Origin of the sequence: Streptomyces purpurascens (genome assembly GCF_045040895.1) — a bacterium.
Classification (GTDB): domain Bacteria; phylum Actinomycetota; class Actinomycetes; order Streptomycetales; family Streptomycetaceae; genus Streptomyces; species Streptomyces purpurascens.
On record NZ_CP108341.1, the window covers coordinates 5,197,756 to 5,215,339 of the forward strand.

The 17,584-nt window shown below is 73.2% G+C and carries 9 protein-coding genes and 1 tRNA gene; 7 read left to right on the top strand and 3 right to left on the bottom strand.

The annotated features are described in order from the left end of the window. Positions 1–87 precede the first annotated feature (87 nt). The 5 genes from topA (at position 88) to OHU35_RS23725 (ending at position 9,679) form a co-directional block, all read left to right on the top strand. Positions 88–2,916 carry a type I DNA topoisomerase gene (gene topA, locus OHU35_RS23705; RefSeq protein ID WP_189725791.1) on the top strand — a complete coding sequence of 943 codons (2,829 nt, stop codon included), beginning with the start codon at positions 88–90 and terminating at the stop codon, positions 2,914–2,916. Between the two features lie 156 nt (positions 2,917–3,072). Then, on the top strand, positions 3,073–6,384 hold the full coding sequence (tmk, locus tag OHU35_RS23710; protein WP_405506769.1) for a dTMP kinase: 3,312 nt from the start codon (positions 3,073–3,075) through the stop codon (positions 6,382–6,384). A 148-nt stretch (positions 6,385–6,532) separates the two neighbouring features. Continuing rightward, on the top strand, positions 6,533–7,738 hold the full coding sequence (locus OHU35_RS23715) for a DNA polymerase III subunit delta' (protein ID WP_189725793.1): 1,206 nt from the start codon (positions 6,533–6,535) through the stop codon (positions 7,736–7,738). 116 nt (positions 7,739–7,854) lie between these two features. Continuing rightward, positions 7,855–9,495 (top strand): alpha/beta hydrolase, encoded by a 1,641-nt coding sequence (locus OHU35_RS23720; protein WP_405506771.1) that lies wholly within the window; start codon positions 7,855–7,857, stop codon positions 9,493–9,495. Between the two features lie 107 nt (positions 9,496–9,602). Then, a tRNA-Thr gene (locus OHU35_RS23725) sits at positions 9,603–9,679 on the top strand. Between the two features lie 44 nt (positions 9,680–9,723). Here OHU35_RS23725 and OHU35_RS23730 read toward each other — a convergent pair. Next, positions 9,724–10,611, bottom strand: coding sequence for a helix-turn-helix domain-containing protein (locus tag OHU35_RS23730; protein WP_405506773.1), 888 nt, complete (start codon positions 10,609–10,611; stop codon positions 9,724–9,726). A gap of 217 nt (positions 10,612–10,828) precedes the next feature. On the opposite strand from OHU35_RS23730, the gene OHU35_RS23735 reads away from it, so the two are divergent. Then, positions 10,829–11,722, top strand: a complete 894-nt coding sequence (locus tag OHU35_RS23735) for a glycosyltransferase family 2 protein (RefSeq protein WP_189725796.1) — start codon at positions 10,829–10,831, stop codon at positions 11,720–11,722. Between the two features lie 267 nt (positions 11,723–11,989). Beyond that, positions 11,990–15,004, top strand: coding sequence for a BTAD domain-containing putative transcriptional regulator (locus OHU35_RS23740; protein ID WP_405506775.1), 3,015 nt, complete (start codon positions 11,990–11,992; stop codon positions 15,002–15,004). Positions 15,005–15,026: 22 nt separating this feature from the next. Here the strand turns inward: OHU35_RS23740 and OHU35_RS23745 are convergent, their stop codons facing one another. Together OHU35_RS23745 and OHU35_RS23750 are read right to left on the bottom strand one after the other, a co-directional pair. Beyond that, entirely contained in the window at positions 15,027–16,718 is a 1,692-nt protein-coding gene (locus OHU35_RS23745) for a bifunctional 3'-5' exonuclease/DNA polymerase (protein ID WP_189725798.1), read from the bottom strand. Positions 16,719–16,814: 96 nt separating this feature from the next. Further along, a complete protein-coding gene (locus OHU35_RS23750) occupies positions 16,815–17,558 on the bottom strand; it encodes a Clp protease N-terminal domain-containing protein (protein ID WP_189725799.1) in 744 nt (247 codons plus the stop codon). Between the last annotated feature and the right edge of the window lie 26 nt (positions 17,559–17,584).

Below are 17,584 nucleotides of genomic sequence, written 5' to 3' on the forward strand. Positions count from 1 at the left end.
CCGTCACACTCCGCAGCGTCACCACGACCCAGCCCCGGGCAAGCGACTCCGGGGAGGCCCCAGCGTCGACCGGAGAGAAGAGCGAAGTTGTCCCCGACCAGCGAGACCGCAGAGGGCGGCCGCCGACTCGTCATCGTCGAGTCGCCTGCCAAGGCGAAGACGATCAAGGGCTATCTCGGGCCCGGTTACATCGTCGAGGCGAGCGTCGGGCACATCCGCGACCTTCCCAACGGCGCCGCCGAGGTGCCCGAGAAGTACACGGGCGAGGTCCGCCGCCTCGGTGTGGACGTCGAACACGACTTCCAGCCGATCTATGTGGTCAACGCCGACAAGAAGGCACAGGTCAAGAAGCTCAAGGACCTGCTGAAGGAGTCCGACGAACTCTTCCTCGCCACCGATGAGGACCGCGAGGGCGAGGCCATCGCCTGGCACCTCCAGGAAGTGCTGAAGCCCAAGGTCCCGGTCAAGCGGATGGTCTTCCACGAGATCACCAAGGCCGCGATCCAGGCCGCCGTGGCCAACCCGCGCCAGCTCAACCAGAAGCTCGTCGACGCCCAGGAGACCCGCCGCATCCTCGACCGCCTCTACGGCTACGAGGTCTCGCCGGTCCTGTGGAAGAAGGTCATGCCGCGGCTGTCCGCGGGCCGTGTCCAGTCGGTCGCCACCCGGCTCGTGGTGGAGCGGGAACGCGAGCGCATCGCCTTCCGTTCGGCTGAGTACTGGGACCTGACGGGCACCTTCGCGACCGGCCGCGCCGGTGACTCGTCGGACCCGTCGTCGCTGGTCGCGCGCCTGCAGTCCGTCGACGGCAGGCGGGTCGCGCAGGGCCGCGACTTCGACTCCCTGGGACAGCTGAAGAGCGCGAACACCCTCCACCTCGACGAGGCGAACGCCCGCGCCCTGGCCGCCGCCCTGGAGAACACGCAGTTCTCGGTGCGGTCCGTCGAGTCCAAGCCCTACCGCCGCTCGCCGTACGCCCCGTTCCGTACGACGACGCTGCAGCAGGAGGCCAGCCGCAAGCTCGGCTTCGGCGCGAAGGCGACCATGCAGGTCGCGCAGAAGCTGTACGAGAACGGCTACATCACGTACATGCGTACGGACTCCACGACCCTGAGCGACACGGCGGTCGCCGCCGCCCGTGCCCAGGTCACGCAGCTGTACGGCGGCGACTACCTGCCGCCGCAGCCGAGGACGTACGCCGGGAAGGTCAAGAACGCGCAGGAGGCCCACGAGGCGATCCGCCCCTCGGGTGATCGTTTCCGCACTCCCGCCGAGACCGGACTGACCGGCGACCAGTTCAAGCTCTACGAGCTGATCTGGAAGCGGACCGTCGCCTCCCAGATGAAGGACGCGACCGGCAACAGCGTCACGGTGAAGATCGGCGGCGCGGCGGCCGACGGCCGGGACGTCGAGTTCAGCGCGTCCGGCAAGACGATCACCTTCCACGGCTTCCTGAAGGCCTACGTCGAAGGCGCCGACGACCCGAACGCCGAGCTCGACGACCGCGAGCGCCGGCTGCCGCAGGTCTCCGAGGGCGACGCCCTGAGCGCCGAGGAGATCACGGTCGACGGGCACGCCACCAAGCCCCCGGCCCGCTACACCGAGGCCTCCCTGGTCAAGGAGCTGGAAGAGCGCGAGATCGGCCGCCCGTCGACGTACGCGTCGATCATCGGCACGATCCTCGACCGCGGGTACGTGTTCAAGAAGGGCACGGCACTCGTCCCGTCCTTCCTGTCCTTCGCCGTGGTCAACCTCCTGGAGAAGCACTTCGGGCGCCTCGTCGACTACGGCTTCACCGCCAAGATGGAGGACGACCTCGACCGCATCGCCCGCGGCGAGGCGCGGGCCGTGCCGTGGCTGAAGCGGTTCTACTTCGGCGAGGGCACGGGCGAAGGCGGTGCCGCCGACGCCGGCAACGGCGACGGGGACCACCTCGGCGGCCTCAAGGAACTGGTGACCGACCTGGGCGCGATCGACGCGCGCGAGGTGTCGTCGTTCCCCGTGGGCAACGACATCGTGCTGCGGGTCGGCCGCTACGGGCCGTACATCGAGCGCGGCGAGAAGGACTCCGAGCAGCACCAGCGCGCCGACATCCCGGACGACATGGCGCCGGACGAGCTCTCCGTCGACCTCGCGGAGGAACTGCTCGCCAAGCCGAGCGGCGACTACGAACTGGGCCCCGACCCGGCCACCGGCCACACGATCGTCGCCAAGGACGGCCGCTACGGCCCGTATGTGACGGAGATCCTCCCCGAGGGCACCCCGAAGACGGGCAAGAACGCGGTCAAGCCGCGTACGGCCTCCCTCTTCAAGACGATGTCCCTGGACACGGTGACGCTCGACGACGCCCTGAAGCTGATGTCGCTGCCGCGTGTCGTCGGCGCCGACGCCGAGGGCCAGGAGATCACCGCGCAGAACGGCCGCTACGGCCCGTATCTGAAGAAGGGCACGGACTCGCGCTCGCTCCAGGCCGAGGAGCAGCTCTTCACGATCACGCTGGAAGAGGCGCTGGCGATCTACGCCCAGCCGAAGCAGCGGGGCCGGGCGGCCGCCAAGCCGCCGCTGAAGGAACTGGGCGAGGACCCGGTCAGCGGCAAGCCGGTCGTCGTGAAGGACGGCCGCTTCGGGCCGTACGTCACCGACGGCGAGACCAACGCGACCCTGCGCTCCGGCGACAGCGTCGAGACGATCACCCAGGAGCGCGGCTTCGAGCTGCTCGCCGAGAAGCGTGCGAAGGGGCCGGCGAAGAAGACCGCCAAGAAGGCGGCCAAGAAGGCCCCGGCGAAGAAGACGACGGCCAAGAAGACCGCGGCGAAGAAGACGACGACCGCGAAGAAGACGACGGCGAAGAAGACCACCACGGCGAAGAAGACGGCGGCCAAGACGGCCACCGCCTCGAAGCCGGCGGAGGACTGAGGCCCGTTCAGGACCTGTTCGGGACCCGGGCCGCCAAGGCCTGGGTCTTCGCCCAGGGTTCGAAAAGCGAACGCCCCGGCAACACTTCGGTGTCGGGGCGTGCGCATGCCAGACCGGGCCCTCCAGGGTGTCGGCGGCTGCCGATAGGCTGAATGCATGACGCGAGCCGAGCACCCCACGGCCTCTCCGCCGGCCCCCGACGATGCCCTGGTCGCGGACTCCCGCGAGCGCGCCGTCCGCGCCCTGCTGCGCCGTCCGCAGTTGAAGCGGCTCTGGAGCGCACAGCTCGTGGGCGGCGTGGGCGACACCCTGGCCCTTCTCGTGCTGGTCCTGCTCACCCTCCAGGCGGCTGTCGCCGAGGGTGCGTTCGGGGGCGGCTACCGAGGCGTGGCGTTCGCAGTGGCGACCGTTTTCGGGGTGCGCATCCTCGCGACGCTCCTCTTCGGCGCCGTGCTCCTCGGTCCGCTCACGGCGCTCACCTCCCAGGACGGCCCGCTCGACCGCCGCTGGACCATGGTCGGCGCGGACGGGCTGCGTGCCGCGCTCCTCATCGTCGCGCCGCTGTGGATCGACTGGATGCCCGAGGACGCGCTGGCCATGCTCCTCGTCACGGCCTTCGTGACCGGAGTCGCCGAGCGCTTCTGGACGGTGTGCCGCGAGAGCGCGGCGCCCGCGCTGCTGCCCGCACCGCCCCCGGAAGGCGCGACGGTCCGGCCGCTGCCCGACCACCTGGATGCCCTGCGCCGGCTCTCGCTGCGCACCGGTTTCGTCGCGATCCCGCTCGCGGCCGTCGTGCTCGTCGTCGCGGCCCTGTTCAACAACCTGCTGGGCGTCGGCATCGACTGGTTCGGCCAGCACCAGGCGGCCCTCGCCTCGTACGTGGCGGCCGGACTGTTCGCCGCGTCCCTCTCCGTGCTGACCTTCCTCGAGCTGCCCGCGACGCGCACCCCGCGCGCGCGGTCGCCGCTCGAGGGGCTGCGCCGTCCGAAGACCACAGCCGGCGCCGACAAGGGCCGCACCGGCGCGATGCCGCTGCTGGTGCTGGCCTGCGCGGCCGTCGCCGCCGCGGTGTCCGCCTCCGTCGCCGTATCCGTGCTGCACGCCAAGGACCTGGGCGGCGGCCCGGTGCTGTACGGCCTGTTCGTGGGTGCGCTGACCGGCGGTGTCGTCGTCGGTATCCGTACGGCGCCCGCCCTGCTGCCCGCCCTGTCGCGCCGCCGGCTGCTCGCGCTGGTGATCGCCTTCACCGGTGTCGCGCTGCTGGCCGCCGGGCTGGTCCCGGACGTCACCACCGTGCTGCTGATCCTCGCCCTGGCCGGTGTCGGCGCGGGCATCGCCGCCAACATCGGGCACACGCTGCTCGACCAGGAGAGCGAGGAGTACCGGCGGTCCCGTACGACCGAGCACCTGCACGCGGTCGTCCGGGTCTGCGTGGCGCTCGGCGCGGTGATCGCCCCGCTGGTGGCGGCGGGGATCGGGCCGCACCGGCTGGAGAGCGGCAAGTTCGTCTTCGCGCACGGCGGCGCGGCCTTCACGCTGATGCTCGCCGGCGCGCTGCTGCTGCCGGTCGCCGCGCTGGTGCTGGCCAAGGTCGACGACCGTTCCGGCGTGCCGCTGCGGCAGGACCTGCGGGACGCGCTGCTCGGCGGCGACGACCCGGAGCAGGCGTCCGCGTCCTCCGGTTTCTTCATCGCCCTGGAGGGCGGCGACGGAGCCGGCAAGTCCACGCAGGCCGAGGCGCTCGCCGAGTGGATCCGCGGCAAGGGCCACGAGGTCGTGCTGACGCGCGAGCCGGGGGCGACGCCGGTGGGCAAGCGGCTGCGGTCGATCCTGCTGGACGTGTCGAGCGAGGGTCTGTCGCACCGCGCGGAGGCGCTGCTGTACGCGGCCGACCGGGCCGAGCACATCGACACCGTCGTACGGCCCGCCCTGGAGCGGGGCGCGGTCGTCATCTCCGACCGGTACATCGACTCGTCCGTGGCCTACCAGGGAGCGGGCCGCGACCTGTCCCCGACCGAGATCGCCCGGATCAACCGCTGGGCCACGAACGGGCTCGTGCCGCATCTGACCGTCCTGCTGGACGTCGCGCCGGAGACCGCGCGCGAGCGGTTCACCGAGGCGCCCGACCGGCTGGAGTCGGAGCCCGCCGAGTTCCACGCGCGCGTGCGGTCCGGTTTCCTGACCCTGGCCGCGGCCGACGCCGGGCGGTACCTGGTGGTGGACGCGGGCCAGGAGCCCGAGGCCGTCACGACCGTCATCCGGCACCGGCTCGACCAGGTGCTGCCGCTGTCCGAGGCCGAGATCAAGGCCCAGGAGGAGGCGCGGAAGAAGGCCGAGGAGGAGGCCCGCCGCAAGGCCGAGGAGGAGGCCGCCCGCAAGGCCGAGGAGGAGCGCCTGGAGCGCGAGCGCCAGGAGCAGCTGGCCCGGCTGCGCGCCGAGGAGGAGGAGCGCAAGCGGCGCGAGCTGGAGGAGGCGCAGCGGCGCGAGGCCGAACGGCAGGCGGAGGAGGCCCGGCGACGGGCCGAGGAAGCGCAGAAGAAGGCCGAGGAGGAGCGGGCGCGGCTCCTCGCGGAGGAGAAGGCCCGGGCCGAGGAAGAGGCCCGCCGCAAGGCCGAGGAGGACCGGCGCCGCAAGCAGGCCGAGGAAGAGGCCCGGCTGCGCGCCGAGGCCGAGGCGCTCCGTCTGGAGAAGCAGCGCAAGGCCGAGGACGCGCTGCTGCGGGCCGAGGAGGCGCGCCGCCTGGCGGAGGCGGCGGCAGCGGCCGCGGAGGCGGGGCCGAAGAGTTCTGCCCAGGGTTCTGGCCAGGGTGCCGCTCCGCAGGGTGCGTCGCGGGCGCCGGGCGCTCAGGACGCGCCGACCGTGCCGACGCCCGTGGTGACACCGGAGAACGCCCCGGGCGGCTCGGGCTCCGGCTCCGGCTCCGTGGACGAGACGACCGTGCTGCGCCGGGTGCGGGACGACAAGGCCGGCCGCAAGAGCGACGGCAAGGCCTCCGGCCGGGGCCGGACCTCCGGGGGAACGGACGCCGAGGTGACGGCCGAGCTGCCGAAGCCGCCGGTGCCGCCGGGGGCGGGCGAGGAGACCGAGGTGCTGCCTCCGGTTCGCCCCGGGGCCGAGAACACGCCTTCCTGGGCAGGGGACGAGACGGCCGTGCTGCCTCCGGTCCGGCCGGGGGACGCCGAGGAGACGGCCGTGCTGCCGCCCGTACGCGGCGACGAACCGGCGGACCGGTTGCCGCCCGGGTACTTCCGCGACGACTCCCCGGCCGCCCGCCCCGACGGGGCCGAGGACCGGACGCGTGAGATGCCCCAGGTCGATGCCGAGGGCGAGCCGCGCCGCCGCCGGTCCGACTGGGCCGAGGAGACGCCGCTGGACGACCTGCCCTCACTGGCGGACGAGCTGCTCGGACCGCACGAGGACGAGCAGGACGAGGGCCGTGGGCGCCGGGGAAGGGGCCGCGGCCGCTGAGGCCCTGCCCGGCAGGCAGTTCCGGAAGATCACCCGGCCCCGGCCCTCTGAGGGCCGGGGCCGGATTGTCAGTGGCCGCCCCCACAATGGATCTCGCAGCGGCAGTACGGTCCGCACACGCGGACGTGACGGAAGGGCGGCGTGACCCATGACCGTGTGGGACGACCTCGTCGGGCAGGAGAGGGTGAGCGCGCAGCTGGACGCTGCCGCCAGGGACGCCGACGCCCTGGTCACCGCGGCCGCGGCCGACACCCCTCCGCCCGAGGCGTCGAAGATGACCCACGCGTGGCTGTTCACGGGCCCGCCCGGAGCCGGGCGGAACCAGGCGGCGCGGGCCTTCGCGGCGGCGCTGCAGTGCGTCAGCCCCGACCGGGCCCTCGGCGGCTCCCCGGGCTGCGGCTTCTGCGACGGCTGTCACACGGCACTGGTGGGCACGCACGCCGACGTCACCACCGTCGCCGCGGTCGGCTCGCAGATCCTCGCCGACGACATGCGCGACACCGTCCGCAAGTCGTTCACCTCGCCGGCGACCGGCCGCTGGCAGATCATCCTCGTCGAGGACGCCGAGCGGCTGAACGAGAAGTCGGCCAACGCCGTCCTCAAGGCCGTGGAGGAGCCCGCGCCCCGCACGGTCTGGCTGCTGTGCGCCCCCTCCATCGAGGACGTCCTGCCGACCATCCGCTCCCGCTGCCGCCACCTGAACCTGAGCACGCCGTCGGTCGACGCCGTCGCCGACATGCTCGTACGACGCGAGGGCATCGAGCCGAACGCCGCCGCCGCTGCGGCCCGCGCGACCCAGGGGCACGTCGACCGGGCCCGCCGCCTGGCCACCGACCCGGCCGCGCGCGAACGCCGTGCCGCCGTGCTGAGGATGCCGCTGCGCGTGGAAGAGGTCGGCGGCGCGCTCAAGGCCGCCCAGGAACTGGTCGACGCGGCCGCCGAGGACGCCAAGCAGCTCGCCGAGGAGATGGACACCAAGGAGACCGAGGAGCTGAAGGCCGCTCTCGGCGCGGCCCAGGGCGGCCGGATGCCGCGTGGCACGGCCGGCGTGATGAAGGACCTGGAGGACAAGCAGAAGCGCCGCAGAACGCGCACGCAGCGCGACAGCCTCGACCTCGCCCTGACCGACCTCACGGCCTTCTACCGCGATGTCCTCGCCCTCCAGCTCGGCTCCCGTGTGGCCATCGCCAACGCGGACGCCGAGGACGCCCTGGAGCGTCTGGCCCGCGGCAGTTCCCCGGAGTCCACGCTCCGCCGCATCGAGGCGATCGCCGGCTGCCGTGACGCGCTCGACCGCAACGTGGCGCCGTTGCTGGCGGTCGAGGCGATGACGATGGCCCTCAGAGCGGGCTGACACCCGGTGCGGCCGGGGGACGCGAGGGGCCGGACCTGGGATTGACGTTGTAACTCGTACGAGGCACGACACGCACGCACGGCACTCATTCCATCGCGCAGAGTTACGCTCGCTGGATGTACACAAGGCGTACCCCCCGCTCCGCCTCCACCCCCGCTCCCCGCCGCGCGGGCTCCGGCGGCGCCCACCGCAAGGCCCGTGGCGGAGCCAGGACCGCTGTCGGCCTCCTCGCCACGGCCGCGCTGCTCGTCTCCGCCTGCTCCTCGGGGAGCCCGACGACGTCCGCGGCCTCGGCGGCGGCGGAGCCGGCCGCGCTGGCCGCGCTGCCGAAGTCCGTCCCCGCGGCGCTCACGTCGTACTACGCGCAGAAGCCGGCCTGGCGCGGCTGCGGCGTCCCCGGCTTCGAGTGCGCCACCATCAAGGCGCCGCTGGACTACGCCCAGCCGTCCGCCGGTGACGTCCGGCTCGCCGTCGCCCGCAAGAAGGCCACGGGCGAGCGGCTGGGCTCGCTGCTCGTGAACCCGGGCGGGCCGGGCGGTTCGGCGATCGGCTACATGGAGTCGTACGCAGGCATCGGCTATCCGGCCGAGGTCCGTGCCCGCTACGACATGGTCGCGGTCGACCCGCGCGGCGTGGCCCGCAGCGAGCCCGTCGAGTGTCTGGACGGGCCGGACATGGACACGTACACCCAGACGGACATCACGCCGGACGACGGGAAGGAGGGGGACGGGCTGGTCGCGGCGTACCGCACGTTCGCCGAGGGCTGTGGCGCGGACGCGCCCAGGCTGCTGCGCCACGTGTCCACCGTGGAGGCGGCCCGGGACATGGACATCGTGCGGGCGGCGCTCGGCGACAAGAAGCTGAACTACGTCGGCGCCTCCTACGGGACGTTCCTCGGGGCGACGTACGCCGGGCTCTTCCCGGACCGGGCGGGCCGGCTGGTGCTGGACGGCGCGATGGACCCCTCCCTGCCCGCGCGGCGGCTGAACCTGGAGCAGACGGCGGGCTTCGACACGGCGTTCCGGTCGTTCGCGCGGGACTGCGTACGGCAGCCCGACTGCCCGCTGGGCGGCGCGGGCACCTCGCCCGAGCGGGTGGGCAAGAACCTGAAGGCGTTCTTCGAGGAGCTGGACGACCAGCCCGTCCCCACCGGCGACCCCGACGGCCGCCGCCTCACCGAGTCGCTCGGCACGACCGGTGTCATCGCGGCCATGTACGACGAGGGCGCCTGGCCGCAGCTGCGCGAGGCACTGACGTCCGCGATGAAGGAGGACGACGGCGCCGGACTCCTCGTCCTGTCCGACGGCTACTACGAGCGTGACGCCGACGGCGCCTACAGCAACCTGATGTTCGCCAACGCGGCGGTGAACTGCCTGGACCTGCCGCCCGCCTTCGACACCCCCGACCAGGTGCGCAGGGCACTGCCGGACTTCGAGAAGGCGTCCCCCGTCTTCGGCGAGGGCCTCGCCTGGGCCTCGCTGAACTGCGCGTACTGGCCGGTGCACGCCACGGGCGTGCCGCGCCGCATCGAGGCGAAGGGCGCGGCCCCCATCGTGGTGGTCGGCACCACCCGCGACCCGGCGACCCCGTACCGCTGGGCGCAGGCCCTGGCCGGCCAGCTCTCCTCGGCCCGCCTCCTCACCTACGAGGGCGACGGCCACACGGCCTACGGCCGCGGCAGCGCCTGCATCGACCGCACGATCAACGCCTACCTCCTCCGCGGCACCCCGCCCGAGGACGGAAAGCGCTGCTCATAACCGCGGCCCCGGCCCCGGAGGGCCCGCCTCCGGGGCCGGTACGGAGCACCCTTCGAAACTGTGTAGACTTACCGTCGTTGCTGATCGCACCATAGTGCGGACAGCGCGCCGCCTTAGCTCAGATGGCCAGAGCAACGCACTCGTAATGCGTAGGTCTCGGGTTCGAATCCCGAAGGCGGCTCCACTGGAACCCCAGGTCGGATGGAATCCGGCCTGGGGTTCTTTGCGTCAGTGGGAGGCTTCGCGTTCCACCGGCAGCCACAGCTCGGCGTCCGCCCGGGTGCCGTCCGTGGACAGTTCGGTGCGGAGGATCTCCGGGCCGGGGCGGCTGCGGTACGGGTTGGACGGGAACCACTCGGTGAAGACGTCTCGCCAGAGCTCCTGGATGGCCTGGGGGGCCGGGCCGGAGGTGGTGAAGACCGCCCAGGTGCCGGGTGGGACGGGGAGGGGTGCGGTGCCCTCCGGGGCCGGGGCCGGGGCCGGGGCCGGGGACGAGGTGATCACGCCGTGGTAGTAGTCGAGTTCCGTGCCCTCGGCGCGGCTCGGGTCCAGGTCGTCGCAGACCGCGACGAGGCCGCGCGGCTCCTGGTCGGACCGTTTCTTCAGGTGCTCAAGGGCTTGCTTGTCGAGGCCACGGACGAAGTCGATGATCGCCTGGTTGGGGCCTGAGTGGACCAGGGGGATCCGGGCCTTGAAGCCGGTGACGGTGAAGGCCGGACGGTCCACCACTCGGTAGTGCATGCTGCTGCTCCCTTCGACGGTGAGGCGGAAGGTCAGCCGGGGCTGGGAGACGAGCGCGGCGCCGGTGCGCCGGGCCTCGCCAGGGCCCACGCCGTGCATCGTGCGGAACGCCCGGGCGAACGCCTCGCCGGAGCCGTAGCCGTAGCGCACCGCGATCTCCAGCAGCGTCTCGCCGCCCGCGAGGACCTCCGCGCCCGCGACGGTGAGCCGACGGCGCCGGACGTACTCGGACAGGGGCATGCCTGCCAGTGCGGAGAACATACGGCGCAGGTGGTACTCCGAGGTGGCCGCGATCCGCGCCAGTTCCACGGCGTCCACCGAGTCGTCGAGGTGGCGCTCGATGTGTTCCATGGCCTGGTTGAGCCGCTCCAGCACGCCTGTTCCTTCCCTTTCATGCCCCTTTGGTGTGCACCACGCTAGGCAGGGCGCGCCCTGCCGGACCCGACATCCTGTGCCCGATCGGGTCGGGCGCCGGTTCGGCTGAACGGCGTAGGAGAACCGCGGTACGGCAGGCGTACTTAAGGGGGCCTTATCGTGAACGGCTAGCATCGCCCGTCGACCCGTCAGTTGCCGACCGTGATGAGGTGAGGACATGGGGGCGCCCAGGATCGCCGTCGCCGTGGTGACGATGGGCAATCGGCCCGAGGAGGTCGACGCGCTGCTCCGTTCCGTGGCCAAGCAGGACGTGCCGCCCGAGCGGATCGTGATCGTCGGCAACGGCTGCCCGCTGCCCGAGTTCGCCCGGCGGCTGTCGCTGCCCGGTGAGGTCACCCCGATCGAACTCGACGAGAACCTGGGGTGCCCCGGTGGGCGGAACGCGGCCCTGGCCCGGCTGCGGGAGTTCGGTGATGTCGACGTCGTCATCGATCTCGACGACGACGGGCTGCTCGTGGACGCCGATGTGCTGCGCCGCGTGCGAGACCTGTACGCCGCCGACGGACGGCTCGGCATCGTCGGCTTCCGCATCGCCGACGAACTCGGCGAGACGCAGCAGCGGCACGTGCCCCGGATCGGCGGCTCGGACCCCATGCGGGGCGGATACGTCACCGGTTTCCTCGGTGGCGGGCACGCGCTGCGGATGGTGATGCTCGACGAGGTCGGCGACTGGCCCGCCGAGTTCTTCTTCGCCCATGAGGAGACCGACCTGGCCTGGCGCGCTGCCGACGCGGGCTGGCACATCCTCTACGCGCCCGAACTGCTGCTCCAGCACCCCAAGACCTCGCCCGCCCGGCACGCCATCTACTACCGCGTGAACGCCCGCAACCGGGTCTGGCTGGCCCGCCGCCGGCTGCCGGTCGCGCTCGTCCCCGTCCATCTGGGTGTGTGGGTGCTGCTCACCCTCGCCCGGAACCGTTCCGCCGCCGGGTTGCGTGCGTGGTTCGGCGGATTCCTGGAAGGCGTACGGGAGCCGGCGGGGGAGCGGCGGCCCATGCGCTGGCGTACGGTCTGGCGGCTCACGCGGCTGGGGAGGCCGCCCGTCATCTGACCTCTGATGCCGGAGTGGCGTGAGGGAGGTGAGTGGGTCCCGGCCGTTCACCTCCGCCGACCGGGACCCGGAACCGGCCGCGGCGGCGACACTCCCCCGAGTGGCGCGTCGAGACGCGCACGTCGCCGGGCCAGGTCCGACGTAGTGATCACATCAGATCGCGCCAACGGATCGCTAACATATGGCCAACGGTTGCCCGTTGCGTCGTCTGTCGATCGGCGTGCAGTCACCGAACCAAGGGCGGTGACATGGGAAGGCGGGGGAGCGATGGGGGCGTCTTCCTGCTCGGGCAGTGACGAGGGTTCAAGGGAGCGGTGCGAGCTGCGGTTCGGGTTGCTGGGGCCGCCGGGGCTCTACGACGACGGCGGCGGAGGCGGCCGGAGCGAGGTGCGGGGCATCGCGAGCCCCAAGGTCCGGGTGCTGCTCGCCGCGTTGCTGCTCGACGCCGGGCGGGTCGTCTCCGCCGAGTCGCTCAAGGACGCGCTGTGGGGCGGGGCTCCGCCCGCTTCCGCCCAGGCCTCGCTGCACAATCACGTGGCCCGGTTGCGGCGGTTGCTCGACGATCCCGAGCGGCTGCGGACCGTGCCGTCCGGGTATGTGCTGCGTGTCGACGAGGGCGAGTTGGACGTCCATCTGTTCGACGCCCGGGTCGCCGCGGCGCGTGCCGCGCACGCCGGCCGGGACTGGGAGCGGGTCGTCCGCGAGTGTGCCGCCGCGCTCGCGCTGTGGCGGGGCGCACCGCTCGCCGGGCTGCCGTCCGAGGTGGGCGGGTACGCCTTCGCGCAGCGGCTGGGCGAGGCACGGCTGCTGCTCCTGGAGTGGCGCTACGACGCCGAGTTGGCCCTGGGCGGCCCGCGGCTCGACGGGCTGGTGGCGGAGCTGGCGGCGTTGACCTCCGAGTATCCGCTGCGGGAGGCGTACCACCGGCAGCTCATGCTCGCCCTGCACCGCGCCGGCCGCCAAGCCGAGGCCCTGGCCGTCCATCACGAGCTGCGTACCCGCCTCGTCGACCGGCTCGGCATCGAGCCGGGGCCGGGGGTGCGCGAGGCGCATGTGGAGGTGTTGCGGGGGGCCGCGGGGAGCGGTGCTCCGGAGGCGCCCTCACCTGCTCAACTACCTCCACCACCAGCGCATTTCACGGGGCGTACCGGCGTATGTGACGCGTTGCGCCGTACCCTCACGGCACCAGGGCCCCACCCCACCGCCGTCCTCAGCGGCATGGCCGGTGTCGGCAAGAGCGCGCTCGCGCTGCGTGTCTCGCACGAGCTGACGGAGCGTTTCCCCGATGGGCAGCTCTACCTCAACCTGCACGGTGCCACCCCGGGCATGACCCCCCTCACCCCCGGTCAGGCGCTCGCCGCCCTGCTGCGTGACCTGGGCGTCGAGCCCTGCCGTATCCCCGAACTCCCGGACGCGGCAGCGGCTCTGCTGCGGTCCCTGCTCGCGCCGACCCGCACGCTCCTGGTGCTCGACGATGCCGCGAGCGCCGCGCAGGTACGGCCGCTGCTGCCGGGCGGTGCCCGGTGCGCGGTGATCGTGACCAGCCGTTCGCCACTGACCGCCCTCGACGGCGTGACCCGCTTCCCGCTCGCGCCGCTGACGGACGAGGAGAGCGCCGAACTCCTGCGCAGGGCCTCGGGCCGGGCCGACCGGCACGGTCCGCACGGCTCTGACCCGGGCGCTCTCGATGCCCGCCACCCCCTCGTCGCCCTCACCGGCCGGCTCCCGCTGGCCCTGCGTGTCGTCGCCGCTCGGCTCGCCGCCCGGCAGGCCCTCACCCCGGACGTCCTCGCAGGTCAACTGGCCGCCGCGGATGAGCGGTTGCACCATCTGGAGTACGACGACCTGAGTGTCCGCCGGTCCCTGGCCGTCGCGCACGACGCGCTCGCCGCCTCCGAGCGCGAGGCCGACCGGGACGCGGCCCTCGCCCTGCGCCGTATCGGCGCGCTCGACCTGCCCACGTACGGCGTCCCGCTGCTCGCCCGTCTCACCGGCACGGGCGAGCGGCGTGCCGAGGCCGCCCTCGACCGGCTCGTGGACGTCGCCCTGCTGGAGGAGACGGCGTACGGCCGGTACGAGCCGCACGACCTGGTGCGCGACTTCGCGCGTGAACGGGCCGGTGAGACGGCTGGTGAGGAGGTCGGCAGGGACGCCGTCGAGACGGCCCTGCGGTGGTACGCCGCCGTCGCCGAGCGCGTTCTCACCGCGATCGTCGAGCCCGGGCTCGATCAGGACGACCGTCGCCGGCCCACCGCGGGTCAGCCGAACGGCTCCGCGCCTGCCGACGCCGTCGCCCCTTTCGCCGGCCCCGAGGAGGCCTTCGCCTGGGGAGACAGGGAGTTGGCGAACCTCGTCACCCTGGTCGGGCGGCACGCCGACGACCCGATCCGGCGGCGGGCGGGCCTGGTCTCCGCTGTCGTCCGGCTGATCTTCCCCTACGCGCACCGCAGGGGGCGCGTCGCCGAGATGGAGGTGCTCGGACGGGCCGGCCTCGGTGTGGCGCGGCGGCTCGGTGACCGGGCGGCGGAGGCGTGCGCGCTGGTCGACCTCGCCGGACTGCACTTCCTGACCGGCCGGCAGAACGAGGCCCTCGACCTCAACGACCGTGCGCTGGTCATCTGGCGGCGGCTGGACCACCTCTCCTGGATCCGCCGCTGCCTCAACAACCGCGGCCTGCTGCTCGACGGGCTCGGCCGGCACACCGAGGCGGGCGAGACGCTGCTGCTGAGCCTGGAGTACGCACGGCAGCTGGACGACCCGTACGGCGAGGCCGTCACCCACAGCCACCTCGGCAACCTCTACGAGCACACCGACCCGCGGGCCGCCATCGAGCAGCACCGGCGTTCGCTCGCCATCGGGGACGCCATCGGTGCCGTCATCGTGCGGCACTCCGCGCACTGCAACATCGGCTACGCCCATCTGCGGCTCGGCGAACCGGCCGCGGCCCTCCCGCACTTCGAGGAGAGCCTGCGCATCCTCGGCAGCCAGGGAGACTGGCACGGTGAGTCCCAGACCCGGCTCGGGCTGGTCCGTGCCCTGCGGCTGCTGGGCCGCACCGGGCGGGCCGCCCGCGAGTGCGCCGAGCTGCTGGACCGGGCCGATGCCCGCGCCGACCGCTACACCGGCGGTCTCGCCCGCCACCAGCGCGGGCTGCTGCTGCGGGAGCGGGGACGGCCCGAGGCGGCGCACGAGGAGTGGCGCTCGGCGCTCGCTGCGCTGGACGGGACGGACGAGCGGACGGTGGTCACGGAACTCCGCGAACTGCTGGCCCCGGCCGACTGATCAACCGGCCTGTCCCCGCCCCTCACTTGGCATCCGCGTAGCACTCCACCACCGCCGTCGTGAACGGAAACCGCACCGGGGTCTCGCCGAAGGTCAGCCGGCCGGCCAGGGCCGCTGCCTCCTGGATCGCCGCGACGACCGTCGCCGTCTCCTCCTCGGGGCAGTGCACGATGACCTCGTCGTGCTGGAAGAAGACCAGCTCGGCCGCGAGGTCCGCGCAGGTCCGGCGCAGTGCGGCGAGCAGGAGCAGGGCCCAGTCGGCGGCGCTGCCCTGGACGACGAAGTTCCGGGCGAAGCGGCCGCGGGCGCGGGCGTTGGTGGAGGCGTAGCCCGGCACCCAGGGGGCGGCGGCGTCGGGGTGGTCCTCGTCGGCGACGGGGATGCCCGCCTCCTCCGCCGCGTCGTCCGTCGCCCGGGCCGCGGGCGGGCAGGTCCGGCCGAGCCAGGTCCGTACGAGCCGGCCCTCCTCGCCGGCGCGGGCGGCGTCGTCGACGTACGCCACCGCCCTGGGGAAGCGGCGTCTGAGCGCGGCGAGGTTCTTCAGGCCGTCGCCGGAGGTCTGGCCGTAGACCGCGCCGAGCACGGCGAGCTTGGCCTGGGAGCGGTCGCCGGAGAAGGCGCGGTCGGAGACGGACTGGTACAGGTCGGTCTCCCGGCCCGCCACCTCCATCAGCCCGGGGTCGCGGGAGATCGCGGCGAGGACGCGCGGCTCCATCTGGTCGGCGTCGGCGACGACCAGCCGCCAGCCGGGGTCGGCGACCACGGCCCGTCGGATCACCTTGGGGATCTGGAGCCCGCCCCCGCCGTTGGTCACCCAGCGCCCGGTCACCGTCCCGCCCGCGAGGAACTCGGGTCTGAACCGCCCGTCGCGCACCCAGTCCTGGAGCCAGGACCAGCCGTGGGCGACCCAGATGCGGTACAGCTTCTTGTACTCGATCAGGGGTTTCACAGCCGGGTGGTCGACCGTCTCGATCTCCCAGCGGCGGGTCGAGGAGACCTTGATCCCGGCCTGGGCGAAGGCCTTGACCACGTCGGCCGGCAGGTCGGGCCGCACCCGGCGGCCAAAGGCCGTGGACACCTCGTCGGCCAGTTCGGCCAGACGGCGGGGCTCGCCGCCGCCCGCGTACCGGTCGCCCAGCAGGTCGTGCAGGACGGCCCGGTGCACCTCGGCGCTCCAGGGCAGCCCGGCGCGGTTCATCTCGGCGGCCACCAGCATGCCCGCCGACTCGGCGGCGGTGAGCAGCCGCATGCGGTCGGGGTGCTCGGCGCCCGCGTGCCGCCGCTGCTGCTCGGCGTAGACCGCGAGGAGGTCCGGCAGGGGCAGCGGGACGCCCTGCGGCTCGAACAGGGAGGACTGCGAGCCCGGTTCGGCGGACCGCTGGGGCGGATCGGGCGGTACGGGGCCGCCGCGCAGCCGGGCCAGGGCGGCCGCGGCCGAGCGGGGTTCCCCGTACCGCCCCTCGCGGCCGAGGAGGAGTGTCTCGGCGGCCTCGATGTCGTAGCACCGCTCGACTCGCACCCCCGTGGCGAGCAGGCGCGGGTAGACCTCGGCGGTGGACCGCCAGACCCACCGTGTGACGCCGGGACGGCTCCGCACGGCCTCGGCGGGATCCGTCTCCCGCCGCACCGGCCCGGCGGGCAGCCCGTCCGGACCGAGGGGGGCGACGTCCACGCCACCGTCCTCGGCCGGAGCGAGCGCCCACCGGTCGGTCATGCCGCGAGTCTGACAGGGGGGTCTGACAGCGCCCCCCCAACGCCGCCGATCGCCGCCGGTCGCCCCCGGTCGCCCCCGGTCGCCGCCAGGGCGGTGTCACGCCTCGTCGAACGTCTCCTTCTGCGCCTGCACGATCTTCTCCAGCACCTTCACGACGTACTGCTCGGTCCGCTCCTTGCCGATGCCGAGGCCGCTGAGGACGCCCTCGCCGTTCTCGTGCTCCAGCAGGGCCAGCAGGATGTGCTCGGTGCCGATGTAGTTGTGGCCGAGGCGCAGGGCCTCGCGGAAGGTGAGCTCCAGGACCTTCTTGGCGGCCTGGCCGTACGGCACGAGCTCCGGGGCCTCCTCGACGGCGGGCGGGAGCGCCGCCGTCGCCGCCTGGCGCACCGCGTCGAGGGAGACGCCCTGGACGACCATCGCCTTCGCGGCGAGACCGTCGGGCTCGGCCAGCAGACCGAGGACGAGGTGCTCGGGCAGGCCCTCGGCGTTGTGCGCGGCCTTGGCCGCGTTGTGCGAGGCCATCACCGTGTTGCGCGCGCGGGGCGTGTAGCGGTTGAAGCCCTGGCTCGGGTCGAGGTCGGCCGACTCCTTCGGCACGAAGCGCTTCTGCGCGGCCTGCCGGGTGACCCCCATGCTCTTGCCGATGTCCGTCCAGGAGGCGCCCGAACGCCGGGCCTGGTCCACGAAGTGGCCGATCAGATGGTCGGCCACTTCGCCGAGGTGATCGGCTGCGATCACCGCGTCCTGGAGCTGTTCGAGGGGTTCCTGGTGAACCTTCTTGATCGCCGCGATCAGGTCGTCGAGGCGCACGGATGACGTGATGTTGGGGTTCGTCGTCATGGTGTCAACCGTAGGTTGCGCCCCCA

Bases quoted from the DNA above. Each gene is read 5' to 3' on its own strand.
- OHU35_RS23715 (WP_189725793.1), top strand. From the start codon at position 6,533: ATGACCGTGTGGGACGACCTCGTCGGGCAGGAGAGGGTGAGCGCGCAG.
- OHU35_RS23720 (WP_405506771.1), top strand. From the start codon at position 7,855: ATGTACACAAGGCGTACCCCCCGCTCCGCCTCCACCCCCGCTCCCCGC.
- OHU35_RS23735 (WP_189725796.1), top strand. From the start codon at position 10,829: ATGGGGGCGCCCAGGATCGCCGTCGCCGTGGTGACGATGGGCAATCGG.
- OHU35_RS23745 (WP_189725798.1), bottom strand. From the start codon at position 16,718: ATGACCGACCGGTGGGCGCTCGCTCCGGCCGAGGACGGTGGCGTGGAC.
- tmk (WP_405506769.1), top strand. From the start codon at position 3,073: ATGACGCGAGCCGAGCACCCCACGGCCTCTCCGCCGGCCCCCGACGAT.
- OHU35_RS23750 (WP_189725799.1), bottom strand. From the start codon at position 17,558: ATGACGACGAACCCCAACATCACGTCATCCGTGCGCCTCGACGACCTG.
- OHU35_RS23740 (WP_405506775.1), top strand. From the start codon at position 11,990: ATGGGGGCGTCTTCCTGCTCGGGCAGTGACGAGGGTTCAAGGGAGCGG.